General features: G+C 49.0%; 15 protein-coding genes and 2 riboswitches. Of the genes, 3 read left to right on the top strand and 12 right to left on the bottom strand.

Going from position 1 to position 16,583, the window contains the following annotated elements:
- Nucleotides 1-22: 22 nt before the first annotated feature.
- The 4 genes from ACZ481_RS06405 to metX all read right to left on the bottom strand — a co-directional run bounded on the left by ACZ481_RS06405 (nt 23) and on the right by metX (nt 3,799).
- Nucleotides 23-766, bottom strand: coding sequence for an ABC transporter permease (locus tag ACZ481_RS06405; protein ID WP_464769332.1), 744 nt, complete (start codon nt 764-766; stop codon nt 23-25).
- 522 nt (nt 767-1,288) lie between these two features.
- Complete coding sequence (locus ACZ481_RS06400; protein WP_464769331.1) at nt 1,289-2,191, bottom strand: LysR substrate-binding domain-containing protein; 903 nt, start codon at nt 2,189-2,191, stop codon at nt 1,289-1,291.
- Between the two features lie 111 nt (nt 2,192-2,302).
- Nucleotides 2,303-2,470, bottom strand: coding sequence for a hypothetical protein (locus ACZ481_RS06395; RefSeq protein WP_464769330.1), 168 nt, complete (start codon nt 2,468-2,470; stop codon nt 2,303-2,305).
- 129 nt (nt 2,471-2,599) lie between these two features.
- Complete coding sequence (metX, locus tag ACZ481_RS06390) at nt 2,600-3,799, bottom strand: homoserine O-acetyltransferase MetX (protein WP_464769329.1); 1,200 nt, start codon at nt 3,797-3,799, stop codon at nt 2,600-2,602.
- 91 nt (nt 3,800-3,890) lie between these two features.
- Nucleotides 3,891-3,997, bottom strand: a riboswitch (SAM riboswitch).
- A 184-nt stretch (nt 3,998-4,181) separates the two neighbouring features.
- Here metX and ACZ481_RS06385 point away from each other — a divergent pair.
- Complete coding sequence (locus ACZ481_RS06385) at nt 4,182-4,817, top strand: hypothetical protein (RefSeq protein ID WP_464769328.1); 636 nt, start codon at nt 4,182-4,184, stop codon at nt 4,815-4,817.
- 102 nt (nt 4,818-4,919) lie between these two features.
- Here the strand turns inward: ACZ481_RS06385 and ACZ481_RS06380 are convergent, their stop codons facing one another.
- Nucleotides 4,920-6,767: a TonB-dependent receptor plug domain-containing protein gene (locus ACZ481_RS06380; protein ID WP_464769327.1), complete on the bottom strand. Its 1,848-nt coding sequence runs from the start codon at nt 6,765-6,767 to the stop codon at nt 4,920-4,922.
- A gap of 165 nt (nt 6,768-6,932) precedes the next feature.
- Nucleotides 6,933-7,116: riboswitch (cobalamin riboswitch) on the bottom strand.
- A gap of 136 nt (nt 7,117-7,252) precedes the next feature.
- Nucleotides 7,253-8,752: an IS1182 family transposase gene (locus ACZ481_RS06375; RefSeq protein ID WP_464770587.1), complete on the bottom strand. Its 1,500-nt coding sequence runs from the start codon at nt 8,750-8,752 to the stop codon at nt 7,253-7,255.
- Nucleotides 8,753-9,003: 251 nt separating this feature from the next.
- On the opposite strand from ACZ481_RS06375, the gene ACZ481_RS06370 reads away from it, so the two are divergent.
- Nucleotides 9,004-9,684, top strand: coding sequence for a hypothetical protein (locus tag ACZ481_RS06370; protein ID WP_464769326.1), 681 nt, complete (start codon nt 9,004-9,006; stop codon nt 9,682-9,684).
- 237 nt (nt 9,685-9,921) lie between these two features.
- Here the strand turns inward: ACZ481_RS06370 and ACZ481_RS06365 are convergent, their stop codons facing one another.
- The 5 genes from ACZ481_RS06365 to ACZ481_RS06345 form a co-directional block, all read right to left on the bottom strand.
- On the bottom strand, nt 9,922-11,031 hold the full coding sequence (locus ACZ481_RS06365; protein WP_464769325.1) for a double-cubane-cluster-containing anaerobic reductase: 1,110 nt from the start codon (nt 11,029-11,031) through the stop codon (nt 9,922-9,924).
- Nucleotides 11,032-11,209: 178 nt separating this feature from the next.
- Complete coding sequence (locus ACZ481_RS06360; RefSeq protein ID WP_464769324.1) at nt 11,210-11,992, bottom strand: acyl-CoA dehydratase activase; 783 nt, start codon at nt 11,990-11,992, stop codon at nt 11,210-11,212.
- 1,106 nt (nt 11,993-13,098) lie between these two features.
- Nucleotides 13,099-13,320, bottom strand: a complete 222-nt coding sequence (locus ACZ481_RS06355; protein WP_464770586.1) for a phage tail protein — start codon at nt 13,318-13,320, stop codon at nt 13,099-13,101.
- Nucleotides 13,321-13,545: 225 nt separating this feature from the next.
- Complete coding sequence (locus ACZ481_RS06350; RefSeq protein ID WP_464769323.1) at nt 13,546-13,845, bottom strand: putative quinol monooxygenase; 300 nt, start codon at nt 13,843-13,845, stop codon at nt 13,546-13,548.
- Nucleotides 13,846-13,868: 23 nt separating this feature from the next.
- Nucleotides 13,869-14,441 carry a flavin reductase family protein gene (locus tag ACZ481_RS06345; RefSeq protein ID WP_464769322.1) on the bottom strand — a complete coding sequence of 191 codons (573 nt, stop codon included), beginning with the start codon at nt 14,439-14,441 and terminating at the stop codon, nt 13,869-13,871.
- 301 nt (nt 14,442-14,742) lie between these two features.
- Here ACZ481_RS06345 and ACZ481_RS06340 point away from each other — a divergent pair, with 301 nt between their 5' ends.
- The gene (locus tag ACZ481_RS06340; RefSeq protein WP_464769321.1) at nt 14,743-15,324 is read left to right on the top strand and encodes a spore coat protein; all 582 of its coding nucleotides are present in this window, start codon (nt 14,743-14,745) and stop codon (nt 15,322-15,324) included.
- Between the two features lie 57 nt (nt 15,325-15,381).
- Here ACZ481_RS06340 and ACZ481_RS06335 read toward each other — a convergent pair whose 3' ends face one another.
- Nucleotides 15,382-16,530, bottom strand: a complete 1,149-nt coding sequence (locus tag ACZ481_RS06335) for an HD-GYP domain-containing protein (RefSeq protein WP_464769320.1) — start codon at nt 16,528-16,530, stop codon at nt 15,382-15,384.
- Between the last annotated feature and the right edge of the window lie 53 nt (nt 16,531-16,583).

Genomic DNA, 16,583 nt, shown 5'->3' with positions numbered 1-16,583 from the left:
ACCATTCCTACCTGTCCCTGATTTAGTCCCTTACCCGGACCATGGTCCAGACCCCCGCAGCCAGCAGCAGTACCGTATACAACACCAATACGCCGACAGATCCCCAGGGTGTCTCCACCCCACTGGCAATGGCCCGTAAGGCATAAGTAGCGTGGGTTAGCGGCAGCAGGTCAATAAACCAGCGTACCGCCAGCGGCAGCCTGTCCGGCGAAAAAAAGGTTGCACAGAGAAAAGACATGGGCAACAGTACATACGTATTGAAACTGGCCATATCCTCATGAGAATTGATTAGCATGGCCGCCACCAGCCCCATGGCGGCAAACAGCAGGCAGGTAAGCGCCAGTGTCAGCAGAAAACCTGCAGTTACAGTAAATTGAGCGCCAAATAAAAAGGCCAGCACAAAAATAATTATACAGGAGATCAGACCCCGGAGGGCTCCGGCCAGTACCTTGCCGGCCACAAAAGAACCGGGGCCGACAGGAGCTATCAGGTACTCCTCCAGGGTTTTGTGATACAGCCGGCTCATATTCAGCGGCGAACCTACCGCACTAAAACTAATATTCATGGCATTCAGCGCCATAATGCCCGGCAGGATAAAATCGAGATAACTGCCGCCATTTACCGGCAGACTGCGCCCGATCCCCCAGCCAAACGCCACCAGATACAGGACCGGACTAATCATCCGCGATAAAACAAACTTTACCAGACGCCTGTTTAAAACGACCCAGTCCCGCCAAAATACGGTGCAAATATCCTCAAATCGCAACTTGTCTCCAACCCTTCACGTCTCTTTTTTTCAGTATGTTACTATTCGCGGTATATAAGACATTCTCCTGTAAACCCGCTAATAGTACTTCATCTCCCTCAAAACCAATGATAGTTTGCGTATCTTTTCCCGCACTGCTTCGTTGTCGTCGCCTTACATATTCCCGATATGCGCGGCCCGCGCAAGTAATAAGAGACCTATTACCTACCGGCCTTATTAAAGCAGATCTTACTGAATCAGTTAGCGTCCTCCGCCTTGCAGTGCGAGAAAATCTACGCAAACTATTCCCTCGCTTTTAAGAAAGATGAGGTACTAGGCAAAATACAATTAATTCCTATAACTTTGAAGAATGAGAGCTATTCGTTTTATGTATTTTACCTTTAGCACGGCGAAGTGTAAACTACACATAGGCAGTAAATATGCCACGTCATGAGCCGAAAGACCAGGTGTCTAAGGCTTTTTTTTTATTCCCTGACGCCTTAACCGGTTTGAAAATTCAGTCAATTGTCAGTATGCTACTTATTATTCCAGCCTTACATCCACGCCAAACAAACAGGCGGTGTACCGCAGCCATTCGCGGGCGGCATAGGACAAATAAGTATCTTTTTTCCAGATTACCGCCAAATGCCAGGGTCTGATCTCCTCCGCCAGGGGCAGGGCCTTAACTGCATTACCGGCCAGCTTGTCACATACCCTTTTGGGCAGCAGGGCCACACCCAGCTTGGCGGCCACAATTTCTACCATAAAATCCCACTGCGAGCTTTCACATAAAACCCGGGGCGTAAAACCATACTCCCGGCACTTCTCCGTAATATGGTCATGCAAAGCAAAGTCCTTGCGGTACATAACCACCAGTTCATCGGCTAAGTCGGTAATATGGGCTATATCCCGGGCCGCCAGCCGGTGCTCCGGATGCACAATGAGCTGGATTGGATCTTTCACAAAAGCAAACAGCGAAAAATTGGCTTTATTTTTAACAGGTAACACTACGACCCCGATCTCCAGCTGACCTTCTGCCACCATCGTTTCAACCGCTTTGGAACCAACCTCGATTAAATCAATGATAATGTCAGGGTATTTTTTCTTAAATTCGCCAATAGCAATAGCAAAGAAGCTGGTCTCCACCATTGGCGGAATCCCGATCCGGATCTGCCCTTTGCGGCAGCCTATCAGCGCGTCCAGATCGGCCGCGGCATTGTCGAGCGAAGCCACGATCTTAATCCCGTGTTCATACAGCGCCTGTCCGGCATCAGTCAGTTTAAGCTTCCGGCCTGCCCTGTCGATCAGAACAACCCCGAGTTCATTTTCCAGATTGCGCACCATCTTGCTGATTGACGGCTGAGAAACATGCAGGGTATGGGCTGCTCTGGTAAAGCTGCCCTGTTTTGCCACTTCAATAAAATAGGTTAGATGCAGAATGTCCACGCCAATACTCCTCTACCAAAAATAAGGTATATAGTTCAAAAAAGAACTATATACCTTATACTATGGCTGGCCTTACCAATAACTGTCAAGCGTATTTTGCTTATTCCCCGGTTATGAAGGTACGGCCCGGTCCCAAAATTCCTTGGTCTGCGTTATATCCCGCGTAACGGGAATGGGTACGATTTTTTCCCGTTTATCAACAAGCGCGCCTTGTTGTGCTGTTGCATTATCATTTGACGGCAGCTTATAGCCGAATATCCATGTCAGTAACCCTTGCATGTACTTTCTCCCCTTTACCTGAATGACTGGTACCTTTACATTGATTGTAAAGGCAGCGGCCAATTAAGTAAAATATCTATTATGCATAGTTATAATTACCTGCGGTTATACAAGGGGAAAAAGCTGCGTTTATACCTCCGCCGGCAGCAGGCGGGCGCCGAGATAGGCCAGGCTGGACGCCCGGAACCGGAACCATTGCCTGATCGGCACAGCAACAGGCGCCGGCAGGGCGGCATCTATAAACCGGGTAAGTATTGGCCTGAGCAATTGAAAATCGATCAGAAATCCGTCATGGCCGTGGGGGCTGTCAAGCACCGCCAACTCGGTCCGGACGCCCACCCGGCGCAAGGTTTCCGCCAATTCTTCCTGCTGATGCGGCGGATACAGGATATCGGAACTGACCCCGACAATAAGCACCCGGGCATCGATACGGGCCAAAGCCTCCTCCTGCGTGGCGTAACCGTCGCTGATGTCGAAAAGATCCAGCGCCCGCAGCAGATAAAGATAGGAATTGGCATCAAAGCGTCTAACGATATTCGCTCCCTGGTAATCTAAATAGTTTTCAACCTCAAACTGCCCGCTCCGTGTGCGCCGGCCAAACTTATACGCCATAGACAGCTCGCTCTGATAGGTAATCATGCCCAGGGCCCGGGCCGCCGCCAGGCCTTTCTCCGGACCGGGCCCGCCATAATACTCCCCGTTGTTCCAGGCGGGATCAAGCATGACTGCCTGCCGTCCCACCCGGTTATAGGCAATGGCCTGGGGCGAGGCATAGCCTGGGGCGGCAATGACAGCAACGGCATCAATAAAGCCCGGATAGCTTACCGCCCATTCCAGAACCTGCATCCCGCCCATCGAACCGCCGATCACCAGGGCCAGGTGCTGAATCCCCAGCACCTCCAGCAGCCGCTTCTGGACCTTTACCATATCTTTAATGGTTATCTCCGGAAAACGCATGCCATAGGGTTTGCCAGTAGCCGGGTCAGGCGAGGCGGGACCTGTCGTCCCCTGACAGCCGCCAAGCACATTCGCGCAAATAATGTAAAACCGGTCGGTGTCCAGCGTCCGCCCGGGACCGATTAACGGTTCCCACCAGCCTCGCTCATCATACGGCCCGTGGGCGGCCGGATGACTGTCGCCGGTCAGCGCGTGCGCCACCAGGACGACATTGTCGCCGGCCGCAGACAGTGTGCCATAGGTTTCATACGCCACCGTAATCTCCGTTAAACAACCGCCCTGTACCAGGGTAAACGGATTTTCCGGGCTGGCAATCCGGGCCAGCTTGAGCTGCGACCGCCATTTAAAACCGGGAAAAAAGGTAACAACCATGAACTTAGCCCCCTTTTTTAATCCTGTATAAATTATATATAAAAATTAAAAACCCCCTCTCAGAGGGGGCATATTGACATATACCTAATCCCTCTCATCTCCCAGGAATATCTGATTCCTGCTGGAATTAGCACCTCTGCGTAATACGCCGGTTGCCGGGTGTCATCGGGCCAGTCCCTCGACCTCTCTGGATAAGAGTTAATATGAAATTAATGGGTTGTGATGTATAAAATGATAGCGAAGCTGAGAACATTTGTCAAGTATATCCTCTGCTTTTTTCTGCAATATAAGGAAGCATTTAACCATAAAACCAATTATAATAGACACATGACTTATCTCTGCCAATATACGCCGCCCGGCTATAATCAGAAGGAGCAATACGATGCATAGATTATTGGAGTTATACAATACCCTGCTGACTGCCTATGGCCGTCAAAACTGGTGGCCTGCCAAAACCCCTTTTGAAATGATGGTCGGCGCCATTCTGACCCAGAACACCACCTGGACCAATGTGGAAAAGGCGCTGGCCAATATAGGCGACCGGTTATCGCCAGCCTTTATTGCCGGGGTCGGGACCGGGGAACTGGCCCAGCTCATCCGTTCCAGCGGCTATTATAATCAAAAGGCGCTGAAACTTAAAGCCCTGACCCAATGGTATGAAAAGTACGGGTATACTATTGAAAAAGCGGCCGCCGGCGACGGCGATGCGCTCCGGGCTGAACTGCTGGCCGTAAACGGCATCGGCCGGGAAACAGCTGATGCCATCTTGTTATACGCCCTGAACAAACCCTTTTTTGTGATAGACACCTATACCAAACGCCTGTTGCACCGGTTTGGTTATGACCTCCCGCCCACTTATGACGGCTTGCGGCGGCAACTGGAAGCGAACCTGCCCCGGGACGTATACCTGTACGGGGAATTTCACGGCCTGATTGTGCAGCATGCCAAGCGGCACTGCAAAAAGCAGCCTGCCTGCGCGGGCTGCCCTGTTGCCGGTAGCTGCCGGCAGCGCATGTGAGTTACCCGCCGGACAAAGGGGGCTCTGGCTAAAAGTCGCCCAACCCGCTTAAAGAGCATTGCTAAGCGGGTTGGGCACCAGGAAAGTCCTTCTCCCGACAAATCAGAAGGTCATCTTATATCCCAGCATGTAATTACAGGGAGTAAAATAATAGGCGGTAGAGGAGGAGCGATAGGAAATATCATCCCTGTCAAGCAGATTGTTAACTGTCAGAAATACACTGCTGTTCTCTGTCGTGGCATAATTAACATTTAAATTGACAGCTAAATACGGCTTGGTGTCTTTGCCGCTCAATACCCGCTTCGCCATGTAGGCTGCATTTAATGCGGCATTCCATCTCTCTTGCTGGTAGGTTACGCCGCTGTTAAGCTGCCACCGTGAGTAATCGCGCTGCCACCCGGCGGAAACGCCATTGTCTATAGTTTTTGTTTTCGGATTGCCATAGCTAACGGCGTAGCGGTAACCAAACGGGCTGTCGCTTGTAATAACGCATTCCAGCTCAATGCCGGTATTTTTCAAGTTCTCATTTTTATAGGTGAATTCTTCCCGCGTGGAATTATAGGTAGCGGTAATATTATCATCAATCTCATAATGGAACAACGCAGCCCGCCACTTATGAGCACCGACATCCTTTTTCCAGCCCAGTTCATAATGCGTGCCGGTTTGGGCCTGCAAAGCCGCGCCGGCCTCTGTTTTCCATATTTGGTGCAAATCCGGCATTTTATAGGATTGTCCCACACTGGCGTACACATTTTCCGCCTCAGCTAATTTATGGATAAACTGCGCCTGGCCGCTAAAGTTTGTTTCGTTATAATCATTAGGCGCGCCCGTCGTCCAGGATTCGCGCGCGCTCAAAATTAATGTGTTCAATGCGCTGACCGGTTTTTCGTACTGCGTATAAGCGGAAAAATTGTTCCTGGTCTGCTTCGGGCTGGAATCCGGAGTATATTCTTCCCGCTTATAGGAACCGCCCAGCAGCCATTTGGCATTGCCTATATCCCAATCCTTTTGCGCTTCAAGTCCGAAGTTTCGGTTCTTCTCTTCGTCGGTGGCATGTTCGCCTGATTTAAAAGTCAACTCATCCTTCTCCCGTACCCGGTCTAGGTAATAAAACGTGGACTGGAAATGATCATCATGATAAGCTAACTGCACATTATTCCGTTTTACATCCTGCTCGGTGTCTTTTGTACTTGTGATGTAATGATAATTTGATTCAACATGGTTGAATGACAGATCCCAATTATCGTTAACCATATAGTTCAGGCTTACATTATTGTTATCCGGTCCTCGCCATTTCCTGCCGTCGCTGGCAACATGATCGCGGGTACCCCAGTCGGAATATTGATAGCCAATGCCAAGCCTGCCCGCTTGCAGGCCAAGAGTATACTCCTGCTGACCGTAATTGCCCCAGCCGGTTTTAAAGTAATTGGCGCGCGTCTTCTTAGTAATAATATTGATAACACCGCCGGTTGCCTCACTGCCGTACAAAACAGAACCGCCGCCTCTGACAATCTCGACCCGCTCGATATTTTCCACCGGTATATCGTTCAAGTCATAGGTACCGCGAATATTTAGCGGGATGCCGTTTACCAGGACCAGGGTGCCGCCGGAGTTTCCCCGCATAACAACCTTGCTGGTCATGTTGCCCATGGATGATCCGGCCGTGCCATACTGCTGCAGCTCAATGCCGGTGGAGAACTTCAGCGCGTCATACAAATTGCTGGCGCCGGTATTTTGCAGGTCCTGTTCTGTTAGGATTTCTGTAGAGGCCGCTACATCAACATCACGCTTTTCATAACCTTGGGCGGTTACAATCATGTTTTCCAACGTAAAATCCGGCGCATCGCCTGCAGCCGCAAAGACCGCGGCTTGTCCGCCCAAAATTGTCCCGGCGGTTACGATTGCCACAAGAATTTGCCGTGCCAATAGGGTTTTTGCTTTTAGTTTCATGGATACCATCCTCTCTGCCTGTAAATATCGCTCCCAAACACCCGGTTTAGAAAGCATGTACTCTGCCGCAGCAAAAAACGCCATTCTTTCCAGGCAGTCAGGAAAGAATGGCGTTATCTTCACAAGCAAACACCAACAACACCCCTCCCTATCACTCGTAGGATTAAGGCACTCATAGCGCAGGCAGTTCTCCTGGCTCTGGCTCATCGCTCCACCAAACCTTCCCAGGAACCTTTGTTCCTAGTGGCAAATCATGGCTTTGCTCCCCATTACAGTGGCGGGACCGCGCCGGCTTTCAACCGGCTTTTCTGTTAGGCCCTTCAAGGGCACCTGCACCAAAACTATTTGATTTTCTTATTCAACAATATCGTAACATAAGATTTTTCTTTTGTCATATTTTTTTGTTTATTTCGACAAAGGGAAAAAAGCGGACAAAGGGGATGTCAAGACACGGGGACGTCAGACTGTGCGAAAAGAGGAACACTTCAGTATGCTAAGTGCCCCCAAAAGCGAATGTTAAGAAGAATAGCGGCAAAATCAAAAGAAAAGCCAGTAGCCTTTCTTCGGATTGCCGCTATCATTTCTTCGGTTCCCAAAATGGAGAGCACGCGTTTAAGGTTATACACCAAGCAGTGCATAACCGCTTCCCCTCTCACGTTTTCGATGCCGCGCAGCAAAAAGTATGTATAGCCAAAGCTCCGCTTGATTGTGCCAAAGGGGTGCTCGACGATCATTTGGCGTTGTTTATACAGCTCGGGCTGTTTGGCCATCCGCTCATCGGTACGTGCCATGACTTCCTGGTAGTCTCCATGGATAATTTGCCGGCCCCGCTTGTTTTTGGTGCAATTATCTTTTTCGGGACACGTTTTGCAGGCTTTACTCCGATAGAGTTTTTTCTTGGCATCTTCTTTGCTTACCTGGTTCAGTATTTGACCTTGCGGGCACAGGTAACTGTCTTTGTCTGGGTCATATTTGAATTGATCTAGGGTATAGGCCGGATTACCGGTGACGGAAGGGGGGTTTTGTTTCGGTATTAGGGCTGTGATCTGATCTTGTTCACACTTTTCCAGGTCTTCTCCGTTGTAATAGCCTTTGTCGGCAAGCACGGTCAGGGTATCGACTCCCAGCTGTTGTTTTGCTTGGGATGCCATTTCATAAAGTTGGCTTTGGTCTGCCGGGTTATTGGTGATATCAACCGCTACGATCAGGTGGTGTTTATCATCTACGGCCGTCTGCATGTTATAGGCTACTTCCATTCCCATGTTGTTGGCGCTCATGAGCCGTGCCTCTTTATCGGTCAAAGAGACTTCGCCGGTTTCTTCGATTTGGTGTTTGAGCTGCCTTAGTTCTTCTATACGCTTGGTTGCTCTGGCCAGTTTGGTCTGCAGTTCTTCTTTGCTGACTACGACAGCTGTATCGCCTTCGCTCTCGTCGCTGTGTGATAATAGTTCCAGGTAGCGTTCGGCTGCTTGTTCAAAGTAGGCTAACATTTTAGCCACTTTGTTCTTAGTTATGTTTTTTTTACGGGCATTGTTAGCCCTAAACTTGCTGCCATCAATGGCTACGATTTCTTTTCCCAGTAAACCGAGCTCACTGCATAATAAAGAAAACTGTTGGAAGATATCTTTTAGCTGTGCGATATGGTCTTTTCTAAAGTCAGCAATGGTACGATAGTCCGGCTTTATTTCTTTCAGTAGCCACATCAGCTCAATATTTCTTGTGCATTCTCTTTCCAGCTTGCGGGAGGTTCGAATGCCGTTGAAATAGCCATATAGGTAAAGTTTCAGCAGGTCGCTCGGGTTGTAGGGTTTGCGGCCCGTTTCCTTGGTTGTTGCGTATTTAAATCCTAAGGCCTTTACGTTTAAGCTTTCCACCAGCATGTCAATCACTCGTACCGGGTTGTCTTCGCTAACCATTTCATCCAAGCTCATCGGCAATAGGCTAAGTTGATACCGGTCTGTACCACGGGAGACATAGCGCGTCATCATGCACACCTCAAACCATTTTTTCTTACTTTTATTATATCATTTTTTGGTTTTCATGGCGTTCTGTTTGTGATAAGTTACCCGTTTTCGCACAGTCTGACGTTCCTTTTTTGGCAACTTTTGTTGATCTTTATTGGTAACAACCTGTGGTGTAATGCTGGAAAAATAGCACAGGTTATTCATAATTCCTTCACGGGATATTCATATTACCTAGGTATAATATGGATAAAAATCAAGGAGGGGGAATGAACATGGTAAAGACGTTTATAACCGCATCATTACTGGTAAGCCTGATGGCAACGGGTATAGCTTCAGCCAACGAGTTTTTCCCGGAAACCAATAAAATTAAATCCGATGTCGAAACGGTTAAGACTCGGCAAAGCAGTACGAAAAACGGTCCCTATTATGTTGTGATCGACCATAATCCTACCGGCTATAACAAGCAGGAAGTAGGCGGACACATCATTGAGGGCTGGATCAAGGACGGGGTGGCATATACCGCTATTGACGGAGTTACCACTAAGGAGCATCGCATCAATAAGGATATAGAAACCGTCAAGCTAAGGGATGGCAGTAGTAAGAACGGTCCTCTGTACGCAGTGATTGACCGCAATCCTACGGGTTATACCAAGAAAGTAGTTGCCGGGCGCGTCACGGAGAGTTGGCTAAAAGACGGTGTAGCCTACACTGCCATTGACGGAGTTACTAGTAAGGCGTACAAAATTAATAAAGACCTCGAAATGGTCAAAGTGAGAGAAGGCAGCAAAAAAAACGGCCCGCAATATGCCGTGATTGACCATAATCCTACCGGGTACACCAAACAGGTAGTAGGTGGCCATACCATCGAAAGCTGGGTTAAAGACGATGTAATCTATACCGCAGTTGACGGAGTCGTGGTAAAAAAGGGAACACAGTCGTTCAAGGCAAAGTAGCGTCAGGACAAAACCCTTTACACAAAAATGGCTAGAAAGCAAAAGAGGACAACCGTGTCAAACGTTTGTCCTTTTTTGCGTATAAGCACCTGCTAAGCGATGTATAAAAAAAGCTAAGGGGCCAGAGGGGACGTCAAGCTGTGCGAAATAATTCCCCATAATAAAATTCATTTACCACTTAGATATTAAAACAGGCACTAATATTAATGTAGAGACAAAAAACACCAGAATAATAAGTTACCCCATCATCTCCAAAAAAGCCTGTACCCTGGTTTTGATTTGCTCAACATCCCCCTGGGAATAATCGGTCTCGATCTGCAAAAACGGGGTATTGCCGTTCTGTTTTAAACACTCTTTTACCACCCGGCTCTCGACATTATAGGTATGGCAGCCCTGCCAGGTGATATCGACAACACCGTCAACGCGATATTCCGCGACCAGTTGAACAAGCTGCTCCAGCCGGGTAGGATTCGGGCTCATGCAGGAACAGGGAATCGCCAGATATTTTTCCGCTATAGCGGCCAGCGGCGGCTTGGTTTCATCCACAAGCGTAACATACTGCTTCATCCCCGAACAGTTTTCAATATAGACGACAGCGGCGCCGCAGTCTTCAATAATCTTAATCACCTTGTCGGCGCCGACACCGGTCGGTACACCGGTAACCAAGATCCGTTTTGCACCCTTAGGCCTGGCCGCTTCCCCTTTGGCAATACTTTCTTCGATATCACTGATAACAGCCCTGATTTGCTCGGCAAACTCGGCCCGGTCAATCACAAAATTCCGGCCCCAGAGCAGCTGCAGGAAGTCCTGACCGGTCATGGGTACCGGATCATGCTTCATATATCCGGCCAGTTGCTGCATCAGCCGGCGCTCTTCATTCAGTACCTGAATGGCGTCCTTAAGTTTTTCATCAGTAATCTCGGCAGCAAGCTCAGCCTCCAGCTGTGCCTTTAATACCTCCACCTCATGCAGCCAATAAGCCTTATCGCTTTCTGCCAGATAACTCTGCGGCATTTTCATGACATGTACCGGTTTAAAGCCTTTCATAAGCTCAAACATTTTTTTCTTGCCGTCACAGGTTGTTTCGCCAATAATAAGATCGGCATACAGAAAATAAGGGCACTTGTCCGTCACCGCCAGACCATAGGAAGATTTAATCAACGGACAGAAATTACGGGGCAATGCCTTTTCCCCGTCGGGTATCCCCTCCTCTTTGGTCGCGCACAGGGAAAACCCCAGGGCACCGCCGGCCAGCACAAGCTCCTGCGGTGCGTAAACACAGTAAAAACCGATAACCTTTTTGCCTGCTGCTTTAACATCCTTAAGCATCGTAAACGCATCTGCCATAATCTGTTCCTCCATTTATCCAAGTGTCTTGACTACATTATCTTTTTAGTTTGATGACGGCCAAAATGGCCAATGGCGGCGTCAGCCCCTCCCAGCAGACCCTTTCCAGTATGCGTCGGCGGCGCTGCCTTGCCCTTTGCAATTTTGTCTCGCCCTGAAACTAAAATGTAACACTAGTTTAAAGCCGCCCGGCAGCCTCCCAGGCATACAGCGCCGCCCCGATTGAGCCGGCGAATATTGCCTGCCCGGTAGTAATAACAGGCAGCCCCAGCCGCAGCGCAAGCTGACGCCGGAGGGCCTGGTTCTGTGACACACCGCCGGTAAATGCCACCGGCGGCAGCGGCTGAATGGCGGCCGCCATAACTGCCACCCTGTTGGCAATTGAGGTATACAAAGCGGCAATAATTGCTTCCCGGGGAACGCCCCGGTTGACAAGGCCAATCACCTCAGATTCGGCGAATACAGTGCACATTGAGTTTATCTTGCATACCGGGCCTTGCGGGTCGGCCTCGATAGCGCCGATATCGGCAATCGTAAGCCCCAGGGCCTGCGCCATAACCTGCAGAAACCGGCCGGTGCCGGCCGCGCACTTATCATTCATGACAAAATCCTCAACCTTGCCGGCCTCATCGATCCTGATGGCCTTGGCATCCTGACCGCCAATATCGATAACCGTCCTCGCTGCCGGCAATAAATAACCTGCCCCTCTGGCATGGCAGGTTATTTCCGTCATGGCCTTATTTACAAACGGCAGGCTGAGCCGGCCGTAACCGGTCCCCACAATATAGGCCGCCTGAGCCGGGCTTTTGCCGGCCAATGCCGCCGCCAGCAGACCGGCGGCCTGCTCCTGCGGTGTCCAGCCGGCCGGACAAAGGCTATTGGCCATGGTCTTGCCATCATACAACGTCAGCTTGATTGCCGAAGAACCGGCATCAATGCCGGCAACTATTTTAGCTTCCATAAACCACCTGTCTCACTTTGTTATAGATTAAGCAACGGGAAATTATAAAAATATTCTATATTCGTATTCGCTGTCCCTGAGTGTATTCCTGCCTAGCTTGTAAAGGAAGCCGCGTGGCGAAATACCGGCATGGAACATTTGAGGACGACAGGCTGTTTTCGCACAGCCTGTCGTCCTCAAATGTTCCATATATTGTTGATGCTGGAAATTTACTGCTATAATAAACTTGGGTTGTTCAGGACGGTTGGCACTCCCGTTGATAGGGGTGATGCTTATGACTACATATGAGTCGTTGTCTTTTGCTATTGCATTTGCAACCCTAGTCGTATTGATCATAAAACAGAAAAAGCCGTCCTGGCCAAGGTTACGGCTATTTCTAAATAGTTTTTCCTGCGGCTAACCGTTCTGGTTAGACAGCCTGCGCGGCTGGCAGTTTAGCGCATGTCAGTCTCTTTATTAATAATACCCACTTTTATAAAATATTCAAATGCTTTTCACTCTAATTTTAATATCACTCCCTTTTGTCACTTTTGTTGATCTCACCGCAGTATAAGAGTAAAGCCACAGGAACGATCCTATAATCGCCTCCCGCGGCAGCACAGCGCAAAATCTACCGCCTTGCAAGTCAAGCCTGCGGCCGGCAAGGTGATTTAGATCTTACTAAACTGGGACAAAAAGGACCGTCCCTTACTGACTACATTATCATTTGGAATTCTCGTACTTCATATAAAACCATATGCTAACCAGAAACATCAACAGGGTAAACAGAAAACTATTCGCAGAGTTGTCCCCTACTTCCGAAGTCAATACAACCGCGCCGCCCGCTAAAGCCAGTATTCCTGCTAGGATACAACCAATTAGCCATTTCAGAATGAATCACATCCATATTCTGATATCTGCTAAAATTATACCATAAAATTAATATTTCGACATGTAATTACGCTTAATCAATAAATTGTGCAGGACAAAATTAAATAATTGGTTAAGGAATGCAAACAGCCCCATCCTACGGTCTTAGCTGCAAGCTAGCCTAAAAAGCAGTTGCCTTTTCCGTTAAAACGATAAATAAGCCGCCTGCCACAATTATCCGGCAGGCGGCTTATTCCTTAATCTCTTTGTGGGAATATACCTTGAGTCGCTATATAATACCGCATTGCAGGATGCGGCTCAGCCCCCTTGAGATTGGGTATTGCAAACGTAGTACGTCCATCACCGCCATAGGTAGTGCCTAGAATGGCAAATAGGGCTTGGTTTTGCATTATAGGCAGCAGTTGTCCCTCACAAGGCATCCACCCTACCATATTCCACTTAAATGAAAATAGCTGAATTTGTCCTAAAATAGGATCTATGCATATCCTCCTTGCCTGGTTGTTGTTACTAAATTAAATTATACTACGCCAGGCATAAATAAGCTTAAAGATTTCCTAAAGATTTTTTGCGGAGCTTGCCTACAGTCAGGGGCTCAGGGACAGCAGCAGCAGTATGATTGAAGCAGGAAAAAGACCTTTATTTCAGCCTGACCCAGGCTGAAATAAAGGTCTTGCCATTGCGGTTTATTTATTGATCCCTGCAACCTCTTCATAGATCTCGATAACCGGTTTTTCCGCCAGCAGGCCGGCGATGGCTTTAAACAGCTCTTTTAGATAAGGGGTGGATCCATGGAAGTCGAGGGCTGCTTTATCCACATACTTCTCGTAAAAAAGAAACTTCCCGGCCTCCTGCTGCGAACGGTGCAGCACATATTGCAGGGTGCCCGGTTCCTGTTCTACCTGAGGTATTACTGCTGTAAGCGTACTCTCAAGCTCGGTTTCCTTGCCTGGTTTTGCCTTCATTGTTGCTACTAAAACAATCATAGACAGCCTCCGCTCATTTACCTTTACTTTTTAAATTTTGCCCCCAGGGAATAGGCCGGCCCTACGCTCTGGCCCACTCCGTAATACAACCTTTCGGGCGGGCTGTAGGAAAAGGGGTCTACTTTCCCCAGAACCGGCAAACCATTGTCGCCCAACACGGCTTCCTCTGCTTTTACATCAACGATTTCGCCGATAAACTGGGTATGGAGCCCGATTTCAATAGTATGCAATAATTTGCATTCCAAAATCAGGGGAAACTCCTGCACATACGGGGCATCCACCAGTTCACTCTTAACTGCGGTCAAACCGGCAGCCGCAAATTTATCCGCGGCTTTGCCGCTGACCATACCGGCAAAATCAGCTTCACTAATAAACTTTTGCGACGGTATGCTGACTGTAAAGGCCTGGCGTTGCATAATATTGTCGTAGGAAGCCCGGACCTTTTGCAATGACACGGCCACGCACGGCGGCGTTGAGCAGCAAATGCCGCCCCAGGCAGCGGTCATAATGTTCGGCTCGCCGCCCGCCCCGTAGGTTCCTACCACCCATACCGGCGTAGGCATGGCAAAAGTCTTGGCACCAATTGATTTTTTCATACTTCCCCTCCTTTATTACTACGTTTCCCAATTTTTATAATCTGATGTAATGATAGACAATAATAGGTTTTTTGACAAGTACGCACTTTTTTGTTTCCTGGTATCTATTTGGTAACTATAAAATCATTCCGGCCGGGCAAAAAATATGACCGGTGCCCGAATGACAGCCACAGACGGCGGGAAAGCTATACAGAAAACACGGCTTGCGCCGGACCTTAGCGAAGGCCCAGGCCGCTGTTGCCCTTATCCAGGGGGAAAGCTATGCTTTCTACAGGATAAAAAAATAAGGGAGGCTAACCATATGGCATTACAACTTACCCAGAAAGAAACCACATTGCTGAAAGACCAGGAAACCCATGAAAAAGTATGTATTGAAAAGTATCAGAAATATGCCGCCCAGGCCAGCGACCCTCAGCTTAAACAGTTATTCCAGTCTTATGCGGAGCAGGAGCAGCAGCACCTGAACACCATAACCTCCATTATGAGCGGGCAGGTTCCCAATATGAATCAGGGTCAGCAACAAGGCCAGCAACAAGGCCAGCAACAAGGCCAGCAGCAAGGACAGCAACAGGGACAGCAACAGGGACAGCAGCAAGGGCAGCAATCCGCTCAGTCTTCGGCCCAGTCTCAAGCTCAGTCAGGTCAGGCAGCCACGCTGACGGCCCAGTCCGGCGCAGCCGGTGCCAATAACGCGGACGCCATGCTGTGTAAAGATATGCTGATGACGGAGAAATATGTTTCGGGCGCCTATGACACGGCTATTTTTGAATTTACCAACGCCAATGTGCGCCAGGCTTTGAACCATATCCAGAAAGAAGAACAGCAGCATGGCGAAGGGATCTTCAATTACCTGAGCAGTAAAGGCCTGTATAACGTCCAATAAAAATCGTCAATAAACAAGGCTGCCAGCGGCAGCCTTGTTTATTTGCGCCCAAAGCAATTACACCTGCTCTGTTTTTGTATGATACACAAGCGCCCGGTCAGCATAGGCCTGGGCATAGCTGGAATATAACTCTTCAATATCCAGGATAAAAAGGTCGGGATTCTTGGCCAGATCCAGCTCGACAATACGGTTGATGTCAGTGGTGTCATCACCGTCCTGGCCGCCGGTGAGGCGAATGACAGGAATTGTTTTACTCTTGAGGCCGACCCCCAGAATAAGACCGCTTTGCCGGTTGCTGAGCTTTACCGTTTTTCCCATGGGATAAACAGCCACATTCTGGTTGAAGCGCTCGACAATCGCCGGGTTGAAATACTGCCCGGCGGCTTTATTCAAAATGGCAACAGCATAATAGATCGGTGTCGGCAGACGGTGCGGCATCCCCACAAGCAACCGGTCATAGACATCGGCAATGCTGATAATCTGGGCATATTCGGAAATGGCATCCCCCTTGAGCCCCATCGGATAGCCGCTGCCATTCCAGCGCTCGTGATGCTGGAAGCAGGCATTAATCACCGCCGTTGACAAGGTAGTGTTCTCGCGCAGGATCTCCAACGAATAGAAAGAATGCCGCCGGTATTCTTCCTTGTCCTGTTTGGTTAAATAATGGGGAAATTGCAGGGCTAACTGCGGGGAAAACTTAATTTTGCCGATATCATGCAGCATGGCCGCCAGGCCCAGGTCACTTAGCTGCTTGGCCTCATATCCCATGGCCAGGCCGGTCATAACCGACAAAATGCACGTGTTGACGGCATGAGAAAACATATACTCCTCTTTACGGCGCAGATCGAGAAGATGAATCATGTTTTCCGGTTTTTGCCCCAGCTGGTCAATTAAATCACTGACAATCATCTTTACCCGGTCAAGCTGAATGCCTTTGCCGACGCGAAACTGATTCACTATTTCATGGGCTGCCGCCATCGCCGCCTGCTTATGCGTGGAATCATAGCAGTCAGCCACGTCTTCAAGGGTAGCATGGCTTGTTGCTTCGCCGATAAACAGGGAGGTAAAGCCTTTGGCACGCAGATAATTGATATAACGTTCCTTTACCTCGGTGCCCTCATGGAGTAAAACGGTGCCATCTGCCAGAATAAGGGGTTTTGCCAGGAGCATCCCCGGTTGTATTTCATCTAAGGATATACTGTGCACTTTCATTCACCTCCCTTGGCGCTGTGCTTAACTTGTTATATTATATATATCGG

The sequence above is a fragment of the Sporomusa intestinalis genome (assembly GCF_055383785.1).
The sequence above is the reverse complement of the archived record's forward strand: the minus strand, read 5'-3'. Positions and strand labels throughout refer to the sequence as shown.

Excerpts from the sequence above, each read along its gene's own strand:
- ACZ481_RS06385 (WP_464769328.1), top strand. The coding sequence starts at position 4,182 with ATGCATAGATTATTGGAGTTATACAATACCCTGCTGACTGCCTATGGC.
- metX (WP_464769329.1), bottom strand. The coding sequence starts at position 3,799 with ATGGTTGTTACCTTTTTTCCCGGTTTTAAATGGCGGTCGCAGCTCAAG.
- ACZ481_RS06360 (WP_464769324.1), bottom strand. The coding sequence starts at position 11,992 with ATGGAAGCTAAAATAGTTGCCGGCATTGATGCCGGTTCTTCGGCAATC.
- ACZ481_RS06350 (WP_464769323.1), bottom strand. The coding sequence starts at position 13,845 with ATGATTGTTTTAGTAGCAACAATGAAGGCAAAACCAGGCAAGGAAACC.
- ACZ481_RS06370 (WP_464769326.1), top strand. The coding sequence starts at position 9,004 with ATGGTAAAGACGTTTATAACCGCATCATTACTGGTAAGCCTGATGGCA.
- ACZ481_RS06395 (WP_464769330.1), bottom strand. The coding sequence starts at position 2,470 with ATGCAAGGGTTACTGACATGGATATTCGGCTATAAGCTGCCGTCAAAT.
- ACZ481_RS06375 (WP_464770587.1), bottom strand. The coding sequence starts at position 8,752 with ATGACGCGCTATGTCTCCCGTGGTACAGACCGGTATCAACTTAGCCTA.
- ACZ481_RS06340 (WP_464769321.1), top strand. The coding sequence starts at position 14,743 with ATGGCATTACAACTTACCCAGAAAGAAACCACATTGCTGAAAGACCAG.
- ACZ481_RS06380 (WP_464769327.1), bottom strand. The coding sequence starts at position 6,767 with ATGAAACTAAAAGCAAAAACCCTATTGGCACGGCAAATTCTTGTGGCA.
- ACZ481_RS06365 (WP_464769325.1), bottom strand. The coding sequence starts at position 11,031 with ATGGCAGATGCGTTTACGATGCTTAAGGATGTTAAAGCAGCAGGCAAA.
- ACZ481_RS06345 (WP_464769322.1), bottom strand. The coding sequence starts at position 14,441 with ATGAAAAAATCAATTGGTGCCAAGACTTTTGCCATGCCTACGCCGGTA.